The following is a 17,231-nucleotide window of genomic DNA, read 5'->3' as shown; positions in this document are numbered from 1 at the left end:
CGGTCAGGCCTTGAAGCGGTCCCACAGCTTGGGATACCGCTCGGCGAGCACCCGCTCGTTCTCGAAGTCGACCGGCGTGCCCTCGGGCTCGGAGGGCGCCGGCGGGATGCCCAGGTCGGGTGCCACCGTGCCGGTGAGCTGTTCGTAGGCCTCGTCCGCCGAGTAGCCCAGTTCCTCGCCGTCGCCGTCGATCTCCTCGTCGAAGTCGTCCAGGAGGTCGGCGAGGGAGTCCGGGTCGTGCATCGCGCCCTCGAAGACCTCACGGCCCTGGCCGATCAGCCAGCACCGGAAGAAGTCGAAGGCGTCGTCGCTGACCCCGTCGAGCAGTACCCACGCGGCGCCCCACAGGTCCCAGCGGTAGGCGCGGTTGTAGCGGGACTCGAAGTGACGGGCGAAGTCGAGGACCATCTCGGGGTCCAGCGTGAGAAGCCGCTCCACGAGCAGGTCGGCCTGTTCCTCGGGGTCGCCCTCGGCGGCCTCGCGGGTGGCGTCCACCAGCTCCCAGTACTCCGTCTCGTCCATCACGGGTCAAGCATCGGCCCTGACGGGGAGGGACGCACGTGGAGTGCGGCGGATTGTTATGGGCGGCGAGCCGCACGCGAAGAATGGCAAGACCGCATGTCATAGGCTCACGAGTCGTAAAGGCCCGCGAGGCGTACGGCATCGCTCGCGAACCGCGCCCGCAGGCTCTCCGGCGCCAGTACCTCGACCTCCGGCCCGAGCGCCGTGAGCTGCGAGTGGGCGACGTTCTCGGACTCCACCGGCAGGGTCACCGTCACCCATCCGTCCTCGTCCGGGGTGCCCGCGGCGGCCAGCGCCTCGCGGGCGGACAGGGGATCGACGGCGTACGGCAGTCTGCGCACACCGTCCACGGACAGCCGCACGACGACTTCGGCCCGCAGGATGGACCGCGCGAACTGCTCGGCCCGCTCCAGCCAGAAGGCGGGTAGATCGAACTCCTCGTCGCGGGAGAAGCGTTCCTCGCCCTCGTCCACGGCCGTGAACCGGTCGATCCGGTATACCCGGAAGGACCCGCCCCCGGCGACCCGCGCGCACAGGTACCAGACGCCCGCCTTGAGCACGAGCCCGTACGGCTCCAGCTCCCGCTCAACCTCGGCCGCGCCCTTGCGATAGCGGGCGCGGATCCGCCGGTCGTCCCACACCGCGTCCGCGACGGCGGGCAGCAACTCGGGTGCCTTCGGCTCGGTGAACCAGTTCGGCGCGTCCAGATGGAAACGCTGGGCGGCCGTCTTCGAGGCGTCCCGGAGAGAGGGCATCAGAGCCGCGGACACCTTCAGTCGGGCGGCGGAGGCGGCATCCTCCAGCCCCATCTCCCGCAGCGCCCCCGGTACACCGCTCAGAAACAGCGCCTCGGCCTCACCCCGGGCCAGCCCGGTCAGCCGCGTGCGATACCCACCGACCAGCCGATACCCCCCGGCCCGCCCCCGATCGGCGTATACCGGGACTCCGGCCTCCGAGAGCGCCTGCGCATCCCGCGTAACCGTCCGCTCGGACACCTCCAGCTCGCGGGCCAGCTCGGCGGCGGTCATGGAGGGGCGGGACTGCAGGAGCAGCACCATCTTGATGAGGCGGGCGGCACGCATACGGTCATGATGCCGGTGGTCGGGTGCAGGTTGTGGTGGGCTGGTCGCGCAGTTCCCCGCGCCCCTAAAGACAAAAGCAGGGGCGCAGCCCCGCTTTTTGGGGGCGCGGGGAACTGCGCGACCAGCCCCCACGCACCCGCGGCCGAACTACAACCCGTACCGCTCCCGCGCTTCCTTCACGGCAGTCGCCTTGACCTCGCCGCGCCGGGCGAGCTGGGCCAGCGCCGCCACGACGATCGACTCGGCGTCCACGCCGAAGTAACGGCGAGCCGCGTCACGGGTATCCGACAGACCGAAACCGTCGGCCCCCAGTGAGGAGTAGTCCTGCTCCACCCACTGCGCGATCTGGTCCGGCACCTGCCGCATGTAGTCGGAGACCGCAAGCACCGGCCCCTCGGCCCCATGCAGCGCCTGACGGACGTACGGAATGCGCTCCTCGCCCCGCAGCAGAGCCGCGTCCGCCTCCAGCGCGTCACGCCGCAGCTCCGTCCACGACGTAGCCGACCAGACGTCCGCCGCCACGCCCCACTCCTCGGCGAGCATCCGCTGAGCGCTGAGCGCCCAGTGGATGGCCGTACCGGAACCGAGCAGCTGGATGCGGGCGGCGTTGGCGGCCGGGGAGAGCCCCGCCGACTCGGCCGTGTTGAAGCGGTACAGCCCCTTGACGATGCCCTCGTCGATGCCCAGGCCGGCCGGCTTGGCGGGCTGCGGGATCGGCTCGTTGTAGACGGTGAGGTAGTAGAAGACGTTCGGGTCCTCGCCGGGTGCGGCTTCGCCGTACATCCGGCGGAGTCCATCCCGCACGATCGTCGCGACCTCGTACGCGAACGCCGGGTCGTACGACAGCGCGGCGGGGTTCGTCGCCGCGATCACCGGCGAGTGGCCGTCCGCGTGCTGGAGACCCTCGCCCGTCAGCGTCGTACGGCCGGCCGTCGCGCCGACGAGGAAGCCGCGGCCGAGCTGGTCGCCGAGCTGCCACATCTGGTCGGCCGTGCGCTGCCAGCCGAACATCGAGTAGAAGATGTAGAACGGGATCATCGCTTCGCCGTGCGTCGCGTACGACGTCGACGCGGCGATGAAGTCGGCCATCGAACCGGCCTCGGTGATCCCCTCGTTGAGGATCTGGCCGTTCTTGGCCTCCTTGTAGTACATCAGCTGGTCGCGGTCGACCGGCTCGTACGTCTGGCCCTTGGGGGAGTAGATCCCGAGCGACGGGAACAGCGACTCCATACCGAAGGTGCGCGCCTCGTCGGGGACGATCGGCACCCAGCGCTTGCCCGTCTCCTTGTCGCGGACAAGGTCCTTGACCAGGCGGACGAAGGCCATCGTCGTCGCCACGTTCTGCGAGCCGGAGCCCTTGTCGAAGGAGGCGAACGCCTTGTCGGCGGGGGCGGGCAGCGGGGCGAGTGCGTGCGTGCGGCGGGCCGGGGCGGGACCGCCGAGAGCGGCCCGGCGCTCCTGGAGGTACCGGACCTCGGGAGAGTCGGCGCCGGGATGGCCGTAGGGAACGACCCCGTCGACGAACTGGGCGTCGGAGATGGGCAGTTCGAGCAGATCACGCATCTGCTTGAACTCGTCCGTCGACAGCTTCTTCATCTGGTGGTTGGCGTTCTTCGACGCGAAGCCCTCGCCGAGGGTGTGGCCCTTGACCGTCTGGGCCAGGATGACCGTCGGCGCGCCCTTGTGCTCGACGGCCGCCTTGTAGGCCGCGTACACCTTGCGTGCCTCGTGACCGCCGCGCGAGAGATGGAAGATCTCCAGGATCTTGTCGTCGCTCAGCAGCTTCGCCATCTCGACGAGCGCCGGGTCGCCGCCGAAGAAGTCCTGGCGGATGTAGGCGGCGTCGCGGGTCTGGTACGTCTGCACCTGGGCGTCCGGTACCTGGCGCAGCCGGCGTACGAGCGCGCCCGTGGTGTCGAGCCGGAACAGCTCGTCCCAGGCCGAACCCCACAGCGTCTTGATGACGTTCCAGCCGGCGCCGCGGAACTGGGCCTCCAGCTCCTGCACGATCTTGAAGTTCGCGCGGACCGGGCCGTCGAGGCGCTGCAGGTTGCAGTTGATGACGAAGGTGAGGTTGTCCAACTCCTCACGCGAGGCCAGTGCGAGTGCCGCCGTCGACTCGGGCTCGTCCATCTCGCCGTCGCCGAGGAAGGCCCAGACGTGGGACTCGGAGACGTCCTTGATGCCGCGGTTGGTCAGGTAGCGGTTGAAGCGCGCCTGGTAGATCGCGGAGAGCGGGCCGAGGCCCATGGACACCGTCGGGAACTCCCACAGCCAGGGCAGGCGGCGGGGGTGCGGGTAGGACGGCAGGCCGCTGCCGCCCGACTCGCGGCGGAAGTTGTCGAGGTGGTGCTCGCCGAGCCTGCCGTCGAGGAAGGCGCGGGCGTAGATGCCGGGGGAGGCGTGGCCCTGGATGTAGAGCTGGTCGCCCGAGCCGTCGGCCTCCTTGCCCTTGAAGAAGTGGTTGAAGCCGGTCTCGTACAGCCAGGCGGCGGAGGCGAAGGTGGCGATGTGGCCGCCGACGCCGTATTTGCTGCCCCGGGAGACCATCGCGGCCGCGTTCCAGCGGTTCCACGCGGTGATCCGGGTCTCCATCGCCTCGTCACCCGGTACGGCGGGCTCGGCGGCGGTGGGGATGGTGTTGACGTAGTCCGTCTCCAGGAGCTTGGGCAGCGCGATGCCGTTGCCCTCCGCGCGCTCCAGTGTGCGGCGCATCAGATACGCGGCACGATGCGGCCCGGCAGCCTTGGTGACGGCGTCCAGGGAGGCCTGCCACTCGGCGGTCTCCTCGGGGTCGCGGTCCGGGAGCTGGTCGAGCTCGCTCGGCTGGATGGCGTAGGGGTCGGTCATGTCGCCGCCTTCCTCAGTCGAAGGGGGGTGCCCTTGAGTCTTTGGCAGGACAGGGCTTGGGCCTCGGTAGAAGCCCGTCGGTGACTGTAACCCCCTGATCGATGATCGATCAAAGGGTTGAAGGGCAAAACCTCTTGATCACGAGAAAGTCGGCACGGGGTGCCTTTGGCGAAGGCACCGGGTGCCGGGAAGTCTGTGAGTTTTCGCAGGTGGGGGAACGTTTGAGCGCCCCCACGCTCACCCGCTGAAGGGATGGCTCAGGCCCTCGGCGCGCACCCCAGCACATGTGCCTTCACGATGTCGGCGATCAGCGGATCCCGGCGCCGGAACGCCTCCACCAACTCCTGGTGCTCCTCCGCGTACGACTGCTGCACCGTCCCCAGCCAACGGATCGACAGCGCCGTGAACACCTCGATGCCGAGCCCCTCCCAGGTGTGCAGCAGCACCGAGTTCCCGGCCGCCCGCACCAGCTCCCGGTGGAACCCCACCGTGTGCCGGACCTGGCCCGTCCCGTCGGCCTCGCGGTCGGCCTCGTACAGCGCTGTGACATGCGGCTCCAGGGCCGAGCAGTCCACCGCCAGCTTCTCCGCCGCCAGCTCCGCCGCTATGGCCTCCAGACCGGCCCGGACCGGATAGCTCTCCTCCAGGTCGGCAGCGGTCAGATTCCGCACCCGTACGCCCTTGTTCGGCGCAGACTCGATCAGCCGCAGCGACTCCAGCTCGCGCAACGCCTCCCGCACCGGCGTCTGGCTGACCTCAAGCTCGGTCGCGATCCGTCGCTCCACGATCCGCTCACCCGGCTGCCAGCGCCCGCTGACGATTCCCTCCACGATGTGCTCGCGGATCTGTTCGCGCAGCGAGTGGACGACGGGCGCGGTCATGAGAGCTCCTTAAGGGCGTTTGACGTTTAGACAATAAGGCCGACGGCCCGTCCGGGAGGGGCGCACGGGGGCGCTTCCATGCAGGTGAGACGAGACTTACACGCTCCACAGCACACGGCTCCCTGTAAAGACCCGTACCGGCTACGGCCCGGAGGCGTCACCGCCGTGTCACCGAGGGAACCCCCGGGCGCGAAACCGTGTCGCGGTCGGCAGGAGTGCTCGCAAGGAGGCGCTCCTGGAACGGCAGGGGGATGACATGAACATCGGGGGATGGCAGGGAGAGCGGGTGCGGCGAGAGCTGGTCCGCTGGACGGCCGCGGCGGCCGTGATCGGCGCGATCGTCGGACTCACCGGCTGCCAGCAGGCGGCCACTCGGACGCAGGCGCAGCCGAGCACGAGCGGTACGGCCACGGAGGGCATCGTCGGGATGGCGGGCGCGGGCACGGGTGCGGGCGTGGCCCGGGGCGGCAGCGGCGGCGGTGCCTGCGTCTTCGTCAAGCCGGACGGGGCCCAGAAGTTCGGCCACGTCGGCTGGGGTTTCCGGGTCACCGGCACGGACCGCTGGGTGTACGGCGCCGTCGAGAACCCGACCAACAAGCTCTACACCCCGCCCGGCGGAGACATCGGCGCCTGGCACGCGGAGGGGACCTGGGCGCGCATGCTCAGCGAGATGTCACGGGACGCCCACTACCCGGGCAAGTCGGAGCACCCGTACAGCCGTTACCGCTGCATCAGCTCGTCGCGGAGCGACGTGAACTCGGCCTGGGCCATGATCCGCACCGTCGAGAGCCGCGGCTTCCTGGTCGGCGTCGACCCCAAGACCAAGAAACTCACGTCGTGGGACTGCCTCGACGCCACCTACGACGTCCTGAAGGCCTACCGGACGCGGCACCTGACCCCCGCGCCCAAGCTGTCCATCCCGAACGTGTGGGTGGAGGAGCTCTACGGCTGGTCGGACAAGAAGCTGACGCCGCGGTGACTTCCCCCGCAACAGACCGGCGCCCCCACCCTGAAGACTCCGGGTGAGGGCGCCGTACCAGCTGCTCTGTGAGTTACAGGCCGAGCTCGACCTCGAACTCGCCCGCCTCCAGGATCGCCTTGACCGCCGTCAGGTAGCGGGCGGCGTCGGCGCCGTCCACCAGACGGTGGTCGTAGGAGAGGGTCAGGTAGGTCATGTCACGGATGCCGATGACCTGGCCTTCCTCCGTCTCGATGACGGCCGGACGCTTGACCGTGGCACCGATGCCGAGGATCGCGACCTGGTTCGGCGGCACGATGATCGTGTCGAAGAGCGCGCCGCGCGAGCCGGTGTTGGAGATGGTGAAGGTCGCGCCGGACAGCTCGTCCGGGGTGATCTTGTTGGCGCGGACCTTGCCGGCCAGGTCGGCCGTGGCCTTGGAGATACCGGCGATGTTCAGGTCGCCCGCGTGCTTGATGACCGGGGTCATCAGGCCCTTCTCGGAGTCCACCGCGATGCCGATGTTCTCGGTGTCGAAGTAGGTGATCGTGCCCTCGTCGACGTTGATCCGGGCGTTGACGGCCGGGTGGGCCTTCAGCGCCTGGGCCGCCGCCTTCACGAAGAACGGCATCGGGGAGAGCTTGACGCCCTCGCGGGCCGCGAAGGAGTCCTTCGCCTGCGCGCGGAGCTTCATCAGACGCGTGATGTCGACCTCGACGACCGAGGACAGCTGCGCCTGCTCGTGCAGCGCCTTGACCATGTTGTCGCCGATGACCTTGCGGATGCGGGTCATCTTGACGGTCTGACCGCGGAGGGGAGAGGCCTCCAGGGTCGGCGCCTTCTTGGCGGCCGGAGCGGCAGCGGCGACGGGCGCCGGAGCGGCGGCGGCGGCCTTCGCGGCCTCGGCGGCGGCGATGACGTCCTGCTTGCGGATACGGCCGCCGACGCCGGTGCCCTTGACGGTGGCCAGGTCGACGCCGTTCTCGGCGGCGAGCTTGCGCACCAGCGGGGTCACGTACGCGCCCTCGTCGGTGTCCCGCGCGGCGACGGGAGCCGGAGCCGGGGTGACCGGGGCGGGCGCTACCGGCGCGGGCGCCGGGGGAGCGACGGGAGCCGCGGCCTGGACCGGAGCCGGAGCCACGGGGGCCGGGGGAGCGACCGGCGCGGCCGGGGCCACCGGCGCGGGCGCCGGGGCAGCGGCGACGGGCGCCGGAGCCGGGGCGGCCGGAGCAGCCGCCGGAGCGGCACCCGGGGCGCCGATGACGGCCAGCTTGGCGCCGACCTCGGCGGTCTCGTCCTCGCCGACCACGATCTCCAGGAGCACACCGGAGGTGGGCGCCGGGATCTCGGTGTCGACCTTGTCGGTGGAGACCTCAAGGAGCGGCTCGTCGGCCTCGACGCTGTCGCCGACCGACTTCAGCCAGCGGGTGACGGTGCCCTCGGTGACGGACTCGCCCAGTGCGGGCAGAACCACGTCGGTACCCGTGGCGCCACCGGCAGGGGCGGCGACGGGGGCCGGGGCGGCCGGCGCGGCCGGAGCCGCGGGGGCCTCGGCGACCGGGGCGGGAGCCGGAGCGGGTGCGGGCGCGGCGACCGGCTCGGCGGCCGGTGCCGGGGCGGCAGCGGGGGCGCCCGTGCCGTCGTCGATGAGGGCCAGCTCGGCGCCGACCTCAACGGTCTCGTCCTCGGCGACCTTGATGGACGCGAGGATGCCGGAGACGGGCGAGGGGATCTCGGTGTCGACCTTGTCGGTCGACACCTCCAGCAGCGGCTCGTCGGCCTCGACGCGCTCGCCCTCGGCCTTCAGCCAGCGGGTGACAGTGCCCTCGGTGACGCTCTCGCCGAGCGCCGGAAGGGTTACGGAAACCGCCATGGTTTCGGTTGCTCCTAACGAATTGCGGAAGTCTGTGTCGTCGCGTTCGTCGACCGAGGGTCAGTCGTGCGAGTGGAGGGGCTTGCCGGCCAGGGCCAGGTGGGCCTCGCCCATCGCCTCGTTCTGCGTCGGGTGGGCGTGGATGAGCTGGGCGACCTCGGCCGGCAGCGCCTCCCAGTTGTAGATCAGCTGGGCCTCGCCGACCTGTTCGCCCATACGGTCGCCGACCATGTGGACGCCGACCACGGCACCGTCCTTCACCTGGACGAGCTTGATCTCGCCCGCGGTGTTGAGGATCTTGCTCTTGCCGTTGCCCGCCAGGTTGTACTTCAGAGCGACGACCTTGTCCGCACCGTAGATCTCCTTGGCCTTGGCCTCGGTGATACCCACGGAGGCGACCTCGGGGTGGCAGTACGTCACCCGGGGCACGCCGTCGTAGTCGATCGGAACGGTCTTGAGACCGGCCAGACGCTCCGCCACCAGGATGCCCTCGGCGAAGCCGACGTGCGCGAGCTGGAGCGTCGGGACCAGGTCACCGACGGCGGAGATGGTCGGGACGTTCGTCCGCATGTACTCGTCGACCAGGACATAGCCGCGGTCCATCGCGACGCCCTGCTCCTCGTAGCCGAGACCGGCGGAGACGGGCCCGCGGCCGACGGCCACCAGCAGCAGCTCGGCCTCGAACTCCTTGCCGTCGGCGAGGGTGACCTTGACACCGTTCGCGGTGTACTCGGCCTTCGAGAAGAAGGTGCCCAGGTTGAACTTGATGCCGCGCTTGCGGAACGCGCGCTCAAGAAGCTTGGAGGAGTTCTCGTCCTCGACCGGGACGAGGTGCTTGAGGCCCTCGATGACGGTGATGTCGGAGCCGAAGGACTTCCAGGCGGAGGCGAACTCGACGCCGATGACACCGCCGCCGAGCACGATCGCCGACTGCGGCACCCGGTCCAGGACGAGGGCGTGGTCCGAGGAGATGATGCGGTTGCCGTCGATCTCCAGGCCCGGCAGCGACTTCGGCACGGAGCCGGTCGCCAGCAGGACGTGGCGGCCCTGGATGCGCTGGCCGTTCACATCGACGGAGGTCGGGGACGACAGACGGCCCGTGCCCTCGATGTACGTCACCTTGCGGGAGGCGATGAGTCCCTGCAGGCCCTTGTACAGGCCGGCGATGACGCCGTCCTTGTACTTGTGGACGGCCGGGACGTCGATGCCCTCGAAGGTGGCCTTGACGCCGAACTGCTCGCTCTCGCGGGCCTGGTCGGCGATCTCGCCCGCGTGCAGCAGGGCCTTGGTGGGGATGCAACCCCGGTGCAGGCAGGTACCGCCGACCTTGTCCTTCTCGATCAGGGCGACGTCCAGGCCCAGCTGCGCCCCGCGCAGGGCCGCGGCGTACCCACCGCTACCACCGCCGAGGATCACTAGGTCGAAAACGGTGCTGGCGTCGTTCGCCACGTCACGTCCTCCATGCATGTGCGCCGTACGCCGGTCTCCACTGACCGGTCGGCGGCTGGTGTCCGGCCGCATCTTCTTCGGCCCTGTGGTGGGGGCCCTGTCCTGCCGAGCCCCATCTTCGCACTTGTAGGAGCAGGACGAGACGCCGGGCCGGTGTGTGAGAAGCAGCACGCTCACTTGTGGCCCCAGGGGAGCAGACCCACCTCAGGGGCGCGGGGAACTGCGCGACCAGCCACAAATGACCCGCAGCCGGCACAAGACGGAACGGACCGAGTGATCAGGCGCACATTCCCCGCACCCCGAAGGAAGACGTCAGCCCAGGTCACCCGCCGCGGTCAGCTCGGCCAGCCGAACCAGCGTCCGCACAGCAGACCCCGTACCGCCCTTGGGCGTGTACCCGAAGGGCCCCTGCTCGTTGTAGGCAGGCCCCGCGATGTCGAGATGCGCCCAGGCGATCCCCTCACCCACGAACTCCTTCAGGAACAGACCGGCAACCAGCCCACCCCCGGCCCGCTCACCCATGTTGGCGATATCGGCGGTAGGAGAGTCCATCCCCTTGCGCAGGTGATCCGGCAGCGGCATGGGCCAAGCAGGCTCACCAACCTCTTCGGCAGCGTCGTGAACCGCGGAGCGAAACGCGTCGTCGTTCCCCATGATCCCGAACGTCCGGTTCCCCAGCGCCAGCATCATCGCCCCGGTCAGCGTCGCCACGTCGACGATCGCGTCCGGCTTCTCCGCCGACGCGGCCCACAGCGCGTCCGCGAGGACGAGCCGGCCCTCCGCGTCCGTGTTGAGCACCTCGACGGTCTTCCCGCTGAACATGCGCAGCACGTCACCGGGCCGGGTCGCGGATCCGGACGGCATGTTCTCGGCCAGCGCCAGCCAGCCGGTGACGTTGACCTCCAGGCCAAGCCGCGCGGCGGAGACCACCGCGGCGAACACGGCGGCCGCACCGCTCATGTCGCATTTCATCGTCTCGTTGTGCCCGGCCGGCTTGAGCGAGATGCCGCCCGAGTCGTAGGTGATCCCCTTGCCGACGAAGGCGAGGTGCTTCTTCGCCTTGGAGTTCGTGTACGACAGCTTCACCAGCCGGGGAGCCGCCGACGAGCCCGCGCCGACGCCGAGGATGCCGCCGTAGCCGCCCTTCTCCAGCGCCTTCTCGTCGAGCACCTGCACCTTGATGCCGTGCTCCTTGGCCGCGGTCTGCGCGACGACCGCGAACGCCTCCGGATCGAGGTCGTTCGGCGGGGTGTTGATCAGGTCACGGGCCCGGTTGAGCTCCTCGGAGACGGTCGTCGCCCGCTCGATCGCCGCCTTGTGGGCGCGGTCGCGGGGCTTGGCGCCGAGGAGGGTGACCTCGGCGACCGGTGCCTTGCCGTTGCTCTTGGCGCCCTCGGCCCGGCCGTTCTCCTTGTACGCGTCGAAGACGTACGCGCCGAGCAGCGCGCCCTCGCCGATCGCACCGGCGTCCGCCGCGTCCTCGATGGGCAGGGCGAAGGCGGCCTTCTTGGTGCCGGCGAGGGCGCGGGAGGCCGCACCGGCGGCGCGGCGCAGCGCCTCGGCGCCGTACGCGCCGTCCTTCTCGGGCTCGGGGCCCAGGCCCACCGCCACCACGAGCGGTGCCTTGAAGCCGGCCGGCGCGGGCAGCTTCGTCACCTCGCCCTCGGAACCGGAGGCACCGAGGGTCTCCAGGACATCGGCGAGCTTGCCGTCGTACGCCTTGTCCACGGCCTCGGCGCCCGGTGCGACGACCGGGCCCTTGGGTCCCTTGGCGACACCGACGACGATCGCGTCGGCACGCAGCCCGGGCGCCGCGGCGGTGCTGAGAGTGAGAGCAGTCACGGTGGTGAATTCTCGCTTCCGTTGAAAAGTGCAGGGGTCGAATGGGGTGGGTCGACCGGGCCCGACAGCCGACCCTAGATCCGACACGAGGCGGCGGTCTCGCTGGGGTCTTCACCGGGGCCTTCGCCCGGCGGCGAACACCATGGACGAGCCTACGCGCGTGGGCGGGTTCGCTCATTCCTGCGGGCGTTCACCTCTGGGTGGCGGCGTGGCCATTTCTCCATCCTCTCCCGCGGGGAGGTGGGCCACACTCGTGAAGTTCCGGTGAGCGAGTCGCTCACCGATTCGCGTGATTCGCGTGATTTCCACGGATCCTCGACGGATTGACCCATCCAGGCCATCACGGCCCAGCGGCGCGTTCGAGGACAACTCCCCGTCCGTACAGGAGAGTTACGCCTTCGTGGCCAGGCCCCGCACCGGCTTCACCAGCTATGTCGACGTCGCCGGGCCGGGCGGCGACGGCCCCCGCAGCCATGGCGCGGCGGCGGCACGTTGGCCCGCGTCACCCGAGTGACAGCACCACGAGCGCCGTCGTCGCCGCCGTCTCCGCGAGCCCGCCGAAGACATCGCCGGTGACCCCGCCGAAGCGGCGCGTGCAGTGGCGTAGGAGGACTTCGGCGACGGCGACGGCGGCGACCACCGCGATCGCCGTACGCACGACGTCGTCCGCCCCGAACAGCGCGCCCCCGCCCGCCGCCAGCGCGGTGACGGCGACGGCCGCGATCACCGCACCCCGTACCGGAACCACGCCCGCGACCGCCGCCCCCAGACCCTCCGGCCGGGCGGCCGGCACCCCGGTGCGCGCGGCCAGGGTCAGGGCCAGCCGCGCGGCGGTCGCCGAGACGATCGCCGCCAGGGCACCCCGGGCCCACGAGTCGCCGTAGGCCTGTGCCAGGGCGGCAACCTGGGCGAGCAGGACGAACAGCAGCGTGATCACCCCGAACGGCCCGATGTCCGACTGCTTCATGATGCGCAGCGCGTCCTCGGCGGGCTTGCCGCTGCCGAGGCCGTCGGCGGTGTCGGCGAGGCCGTCGAGGTGGAGGCCGCGAGTGAGGGCGGCCGGTACGGCGACGGAGGCGACGGCGGCGAGGAAGTCGCCCGCGCCCAGGAACAGCAGCAGCAGACCGAGCGCGGCGGCCACCCCGCCCACGACCAGCCCGGCCAGCGGGGCGCACAACATGCCGCCGCGCGCGGCCTCCCGGTCCCAGCGGGTCACCTTGACCGGCAGCACGGTCAACGTGCCGAAGGCGAAGCGGAGGCCGTCGGGCCACGAGGTCTTGGACATCGGCGCAGGTTACCCGGGGGGCTCAGAGGCGAGGGAGGGCGCCATGGATAAAGTGCGCGTATGGGACATTGGTTGCAGCGCAACATCGTGGAACCGGGCAAGCTGCCGCTGCTTCTCGCCCTGGTCGCCTTCGTCGTGACGTTCGTGGTCACCCGGGTCATCACCCGCCTCATCCGGGCCGGCAAGGGCCCGTTCGGCAACGTCAAGGCCGGCGGAATGCACATCCACCACGTCGTCCCCGGCGTCATTCTCAGCGTCCTCGGCGGGTTCGGGGCGGTCGCCAGCGCCCGGCACGGTGTCGGCGCGGGGGCGTTCGCGGTCGTCTTCGGGATCGGCGCCGGTCTCGTGCTGGACGAGTTCGCGCTGATCCTGCACCTCGACGACGTGTACTGGACCGAGGAGGGCCGCAAGAGCGTCGAGGTCGTCGTCCTCACCGCCGCCCTGGTCGGCCTCCTCCTCGCGGGCTTCTCACCCTTCGGGGTCAACGACCTGTCCCAGGACGAACTCCAGGGCCGAGGCACCGTCATCCTGAGCATCGCGGTGAACTTCCTCTTCGCCCTGATCGCCCTGACCAAGGGAAAGGCCCGCACCGCGATCTTCGGCGCGGTCATCCCGATCGTCGGCCTGGTCGGCGCGATCCGCCTGGCCCGCCCCGGCTCCGCCTGGTCCAGACGCTTCTACGCCCGGCGTCCCCGCACCCGCGCCCGCTCGACCCTCCGCGCCTACCGCCACGACCGCCGCTGGGCGGGCCCCCGCCGCAAGCTGGAGGACCTGATCGGCGGCAGGCCGGACGTCTAGGGATCCGGTACTCGGGCACGCCAGTTGCTTCGGACCACCGGCACCGCGCACAGCACCGCCACCGCCGCGATCGCCGCCAGGTGCTCCTTGCCCGCGAGGTTCTCCTTCAGCAGTACCTCGACCATCATCGCCAGGACCACCGCACCCGCCGTCACATACGCGCCGTAGCGCCAGCCGAGGAACACGGCCAGGCCCACCACGGCGGCCGACGGGCCCGTGTCCACGACCTGCGCGTCCGCCCCGGGCAGCCCCAGCAGACCGGCCGGACCCACGGCGATGCCCACGCGCGCGTACAGCGTGCCGGTGAGGGTGGCGACGTAGGCGATGGTGAGGGTCCGCCACCAGCCGAGGCAGATCTCGGCGATCCCGAACACGAACAGGACCTGCGCGAGCGCACCCCACACCGGCAGATCCAGGGCCGGGACGAAGAGGGAGAGCGGGGTGCGGAGAAGGGCGAGCCACAGGGGGTCCTCGGCGCGCACGGCGCCCACGTTCTGCACGAACTGGTAGCCCCACGACTGGTTCTGCACGAACTGCAGGACGGCCGTCAGGCACACCGCCCCGATCGTCATCGGGATCGCCCGCCAACGCCGCTTCAGCAGCGGCTCGCGCACGGTGACGTAGAGCAGTCCCCATTCGGCGCGGGCCCAGCGGGCGAGCGTTTTCATCGACGTGTCTCCAGATGCTTGCGGTGCAACCACTTCGGCAGCCCCGGCGCTTCCAAGAACCCCTCCGCGCGGGCGGCCGCGAGGCCGATGCGCAGCAGGTCCGCGCTCTTCTCGAAGAGCAGGAACCGCGGTTCCCAGATGGGCCGGTACTTGGCGTTCGCGCGGTACAGCGACTCGATCTGCCACCAGCGCGAGAAGAAGCTGAGCAGCGACCGCCACAGCCTCAGCACCGGCCCGGCACCAAGACGTGCGCCACGTTCGAAGACCGAACGGAACATCGCGAAGTTGAGCGAAACCTGCGTGACCTGGATCTCCCGGGCACGGTTGAGGAACTCGATCACCATGAACTCCATGAGCCCGTTCTCGGACTCCCGGTCCCGCCGCATGAGGTCGAGGGAGAGCCCGTGCGGCCCCCAGGGCACGAAGGAGAGCACCGCCCTCAACTCGCCCTCCCCGTCCGCGCATTCGAGCATCACGCACCGCCCGTCGTCCGGATCCCCGAGCCGCCCGAGCGCCATGCTGAACCCGCGCTCGGTGGCCCCGTCTCGCCAGTCGTCCGAACGCCCGATCAGATACGTCATCTCGTCGGCCGGAATGTCCTCGTGCCGCCGGATGCGCACCTCGTAGCCCGCCCGCTTGACCCGGTTGTAGGCCTGCCGGACGGTCCGCATGGCCCGCCCCTCCAGGGTGAACTCGGCGACCTCCACGATGGCCTCGTCGCCGAGTTCGAGGGCGTCGAGCCCGTGCCGCGCGTACACCGTCCCGGCCTCCTCGCCGGCCCCCATCACCGCCGGGATCCACCCGTGCACGCGTGCCTCGGCGAGCCAGGGCTCGATGGCGCCGGGCCACGCCTCCGGATCGCCGATCGGATCCCCGGAAGCCAGCGACACCCCGCCGAGGACGCGATAGGCGACGGCCGCCTTGCCGGTCGGCGACCAGACGAGGCTCTTCTCCGGGCGCAGCGCGAAGTACCCGAGCGAGTCACGCTCCCCGTGCTTCTCCAGCAGCGCCCGCAGTCGCGTCTCGTCGTCCTCGGTGAGCGGGTCTACCGCACGCCGGGAGCGGAAGGCGGCGTAGAAGACGGCCAGGACGAGGATCGTGCTGAGCACGTTGATGGTGACGTTGACCCAGTTGGGGGCCGTGATCCCGGGGAAGTGGGAGTCGTCGGCGGCGACCGAGATGAGGCGCAGGACGCCGTAGAGCCAGCGGTCGAGGAACGTCGAACGGTAGTCGTCGTGCGCCTCGTTGGTGACCGTCACCAGCAGGGCCGCGAGCAGCGAGCTGACCAGCAGCCCGCCGACCGCGACGGCGGCGGCGAGCTTCGGGTTGGACCGGTCGCCCTTCGCGTAGAACTCCCGCCGCCCCACGAGCAGCGAGGCGACGAAGGCGGCGGTGAGGGCGACGGAGATCCAGTTCTGCGGGTGGCGCCGGATCTCCGGGAACACCATGGCGAACAGCAACAGCAGCAGGAACAGCCCGCTGAGCACGAGGTTCAGGATCCACGCGGCCCGTTTGCGGCGCCGCATCGTGATCGCGAGGAACGCCGTGAACACGCCGGAGGCGAAGCCGGCGGTCAGCAGGTACGGCGTGAAGTAGTTCTCCTGGTTGTGCCGCCGCACGTCCTGCCCCAGGGAGACCCACACCGCACTGAGGAAGTTGACGAACGCGACAACCCGCAAGTACCAGACGGCGAACGCGGCGGCCCGCCGAGCAGCGGCGGTACTGGGTCGATCCTGGACGGGCGCGGCGCGGACATCTCCCATAAGGCGGGATCATATGGGGGTTGTTGCGGCAAACGTCCCTTTTGTCTACCGCAACAGCGCGGCTACCCTCACAACTCCGTCTCGGGCTCTTCCGCTTCCTCGACCAGTTCCTCGGTCGGCTCTTCGACCTTCTCGGTCTTCTCCGGCAGTTCCGCCGCCAATGCCGCCGCGGCCTGCACCAGAGGCAGTGCGAGCAGCGCCCCCGCGCCCTCCCCGACCGACACATCCTGGTCGAGCACCGGCTCCAGGGCCATCCGATCCAACGCCTTCGCCTGGCCGGGCTCCCCGCTGTTGTGCCCGGCCAGCCACCAGTCCGGCGCCCGGAACGCGATCCGCTGCCCCACCAGCGCACAGGCCGCCGACACGACCCCGTCCAGAATCACCGGCATCTTCCGCACGGCACTCTGCAACAGGAATCCCGTGATCGCCGCGAGGTCGGCGCCGCCCACGGTCGCCAGCAGCTGCAGCTGATCCCCGAGCACCGGCCGGGCCCGCCGCAACGCGTCCCGGATCGCGGCGCACTTCCGCATCCACGCGAGGTCGTCGATGGCCTGTCCGCCCCGCCCGGTGACGACGGACGCGTCCGTCCCGCACAGCGCCGCGACCAGCACGGCCGCCACGGTGGTCCCGCCCACGCTCACATCGCCGAGCACGACCAGATCGGTACCGGAGTCGGCCTCTTCGTCGGCCACGGCGACGCCCGCGAGAAACGCGGCCTCGGCCTCCTCAAGTGTCAGCGCGTCCTCGACGTCGATGCGTCCACTGCCCCGCCGTACCCGATGCTTGACGACCTCCTCGGGCAGCGTGTCCGCCTCGCAGTCCAGCGCCATGTCGACGACCCGCACCGGGACGCCGTGCTGCCGCGCGAGCACGGACACGGGGCTGACGCCCTCCAGGACCCCCCGCACCAACCGGTCGGCGCTGCCGGCGAGCCGGGCCGAGACCCCGAGTTCGGCGATCCCGTGGTCGCCGGCGAACAGCACCACCCGCGGCCGTTCGATCGGCCGTACCGGTACGACGCCCTGCGCCGCCGCCAGCCACTCACCCAGGTCGTCCAGTCGCCCCAGCGACCCGGGCGGCACGATCTGACGTTCCCGGCGCGCCTCGGCGTCGCGGCGTACACCACCGTCGGGGCGCTCGATCAGATCGGTGAAGTCGTCGAGATTAAGCGAGCTCATTCGCCGAACAGTACCGGCAGCGATCCAACGAGGAGGAGGCCCGGGGCCACCACGCGCGCGTGACGTCATTGCACCCAAGATC

At 70.6% G+C, this 17,231-nt stretch carries 13 protein-coding genes; 2 read left to right on the top strand and 11 right to left on the bottom strand.

The window, feature by feature from the left end:
- Positions 1 to 3 precede the first annotated feature (3 nt).
- The 4 genes from AC5DRG_RS14640 to AC5DRG_RS14625 all read right to left on the bottom strand — a co-directional run bounded on the left by AC5DRG_RS14640 (position 4) and on the right by AC5DRG_RS14625 (position 5,335).
- A complete protein-coding gene (locus AC5DRG_RS14640) occupies positions 4 to 522 on the bottom strand; it encodes a DUF4240 domain-containing protein (RefSeq protein ID WP_491813039.1) in 519 nt (172 codons plus the stop codon).
- Positions 523 to 629: 107 nt separating this feature from the next.
- Positions 630 to 1,604, bottom strand: a complete 975-nt coding sequence (locus AC5DRG_RS14635; protein WP_491810924.1) for a helix-turn-helix transcriptional regulator — start codon at positions 1,602 to 1,604, stop codon at positions 630 to 632.
- A gap of 147 nt (positions 1,605 to 1,751) precedes the next feature.
- The gene (gene aceE / locus AC5DRG_RS14630; protein ID WP_491810923.1) at positions 1,752 to 4,454 is read right to left on the bottom strand and encodes a pyruvate dehydrogenase (acetyl-transferring), homodimeric type; all 2,703 of its coding nucleotides are present in this window, start codon (positions 4,452 to 4,454) and stop codon (positions 1,752 to 1,754) included.
- A gap of 257 nt (positions 4,455 to 4,711) precedes the next feature.
- Entirely contained in the window at positions 4,712 to 5,335 is a 624-nt protein-coding gene (locus AC5DRG_RS14625; protein ID WP_491810922.1) for a GntR family transcriptional regulator, read from the bottom strand.
- Positions 5,336 to 5,591: 256 nt separating this feature from the next.
- Here AC5DRG_RS14625 and AC5DRG_RS14620 point away from each other — a divergent pair, with 256 nt between their 5' ends.
- Positions 5,592 to 6,314, top strand: coding sequence for a hypothetical protein (locus tag AC5DRG_RS14620; RefSeq protein ID WP_491810921.1), 723 nt, complete (start codon positions 5,592 to 5,594; stop codon positions 6,312 to 6,314).
- 73 nt (positions 6,315 to 6,387) lie between these two features.
- On the opposite strand, the gene sucB is transcribed toward AC5DRG_RS14620, so the two are convergent.
- From sucB to AC5DRG_RS14600, 4 genes are all read right to left on the bottom strand, one after another.
- A complete protein-coding gene (gene sucB / locus AC5DRG_RS14615) occupies positions 6,388 to 8,166 on the bottom strand; it encodes a 2-oxoglutarate dehydrogenase, E2 component, dihydrolipoamide succinyltransferase (RefSeq protein ID WP_491810920.1) in 1,779 nt (592 codons plus the stop codon).
- 60 nt (positions 8,167 to 8,226) lie between these two features.
- On the bottom strand, positions 8,227 to 9,615 hold the full coding sequence (gene lpdA / locus AC5DRG_RS14610; protein WP_491810919.1) for a dihydrolipoyl dehydrogenase: 1,389 nt from the start codon (positions 9,613 to 9,615) through the stop codon (positions 8,227 to 8,229).
- Positions 9,616 to 9,927: 312 nt separating this feature from the next.
- Complete coding sequence (locus AC5DRG_RS14605) at positions 9,928 to 11,457, bottom strand: leucyl aminopeptidase (protein ID WP_491810918.1); 1,530 nt, start codon at positions 11,455 to 11,457, stop codon at positions 9,928 to 9,930.
- A gap of 502 nt (positions 11,458 to 11,959) precedes the next feature.
- Positions 11,960 to 12,742, bottom strand: a complete 783-nt coding sequence (locus AC5DRG_RS14600; protein ID WP_491810917.1) for an adenosylcobinamide-GDP ribazoletransferase — start codon at positions 12,740 to 12,742, stop codon at positions 11,960 to 11,962.
- Between the two features lie 60 nt (positions 12,743 to 12,802).
- Between AC5DRG_RS14600 and AC5DRG_RS14595 the strand changes: the two genes are divergently transcribed.
- The gene (locus tag AC5DRG_RS14595; protein WP_491810916.1) at positions 12,803 to 13,540 is read left to right on the top strand and encodes a hypothetical protein; all 738 of its coding nucleotides are present in this window, start codon (positions 12,803 to 12,805) and stop codon (positions 13,538 to 13,540) included.
- Here AC5DRG_RS14595 and AC5DRG_RS14590 read toward each other — a convergent pair.
- The 3 genes from AC5DRG_RS14590 to cobT form a co-directional block, all read right to left on the bottom strand.
- Positions 13,537 to 14,208: a hypothetical protein gene (locus AC5DRG_RS14590; protein WP_491810915.1), complete on the bottom strand. Its 672-nt coding sequence runs from the start codon at positions 14,206 to 14,208 to the stop codon at positions 13,537 to 13,539. The two genes, AC5DRG_RS14595 and AC5DRG_RS14590, sit on opposite strands and share 4 nt — an antisense overlap.
- Entirely contained in the window at positions 14,205 to 15,971 is a 1,767-nt protein-coding gene (locus AC5DRG_RS14585) for a phosphatidylglycerol lysyltransferase domain-containing protein (RefSeq protein WP_491810914.1), read from the bottom strand. The genes AC5DRG_RS14590 and AC5DRG_RS14585 overlap by 4 nt, the downstream gene beginning before the upstream one ends.
- A 68-nt stretch (positions 15,972 to 16,039) precedes the next feature.
- Complete coding sequence (gene cobT, locus AC5DRG_RS14580) at positions 16,040 to 17,149, bottom strand: nicotinate-nucleotide--dimethylbenzimidazole phosphoribosyltransferase (protein WP_491810912.1); 1,110 nt, start codon at positions 17,147 to 17,149, stop codon at positions 16,040 to 16,042.
- Between the last annotated feature and the right edge of the window lie 82 nt (positions 17,150 to 17,231).

Source organism: Streptomyces sp. JLBG701 (assembly GCF_058544905.1).
Note: the sequence above shows the minus strand (reverse complement) of the source record. Positions and strands in the feature narration are given on the sequence as shown.

Coding starts and splice junctions, on each gene's coding strand:
- AC5DRG_RS14625 (WP_491810922.1), bottom strand. CDS start 5,335: ATGACCGCGCCCGTCGTCCACTCGCTGCGCGAACAGATCCGCGAGCAC.
- AC5DRG_RS14600 (WP_491810917.1), bottom strand. CDS start 12,742: ATGTCCAAGACCTCGTGGCCCGACGGCCTCCGCTTCGCCTTCGGCACG.
- cobT (WP_491810912.1), bottom strand. CDS start 17,149: ATGAGCTCGCTTAATCTCGACGACTTCACCGATCTGATCGAGCGCCCC.
- sucB (WP_491810920.1), bottom strand. CDS start 8,166: ATGGCGGTTTCCGTAACCCTTCCGGCGCTCGGCGAGAGCGTCACCGAG.
- AC5DRG_RS14595 (WP_491810916.1), top strand. CDS start 12,803: ATGGGACATTGGTTGCAGCGCAACATCGTGGAACCGGGCAAGCTGCCG.
- AC5DRG_RS14585 (WP_491810914.1), bottom strand. CDS start 15,971: ATGGGAGATGTCCGCGCCGCGCCCGTCCAGGATCGACCCAGTACCGCC.
- AC5DRG_RS14640 (WP_491813039.1), bottom strand. CDS start 522: ATGGACGAGACGGAGTACTGGGAGCTGGTGGACGCCACCCGCGAGGCC.
- AC5DRG_RS14635 (WP_491810924.1), bottom strand. CDS start 1,604: ATGCGTGCCGCCCGCCTCATCAAGATGGTGCTGCTCCTGCAGTCCCGC.
- aceE (WP_491810923.1), bottom strand. CDS start 4,454: ATGACCGACCCCTACGCCATCCAGCCGAGCGAGCTCGACCAGCTCCCG.
- AC5DRG_RS14620 (WP_491810921.1), top strand. CDS start 5,592: ATGAACATCGGGGGATGGCAGGGAGAGCGGGTGCGGCGAGAGCTGGTC.
- AC5DRG_RS14590 (WP_491810915.1), bottom strand. CDS start 14,208: ATGAAAACGCTCGCCCGCTGGGCCCGCGCCGAATGGGGACTGCTCTAC.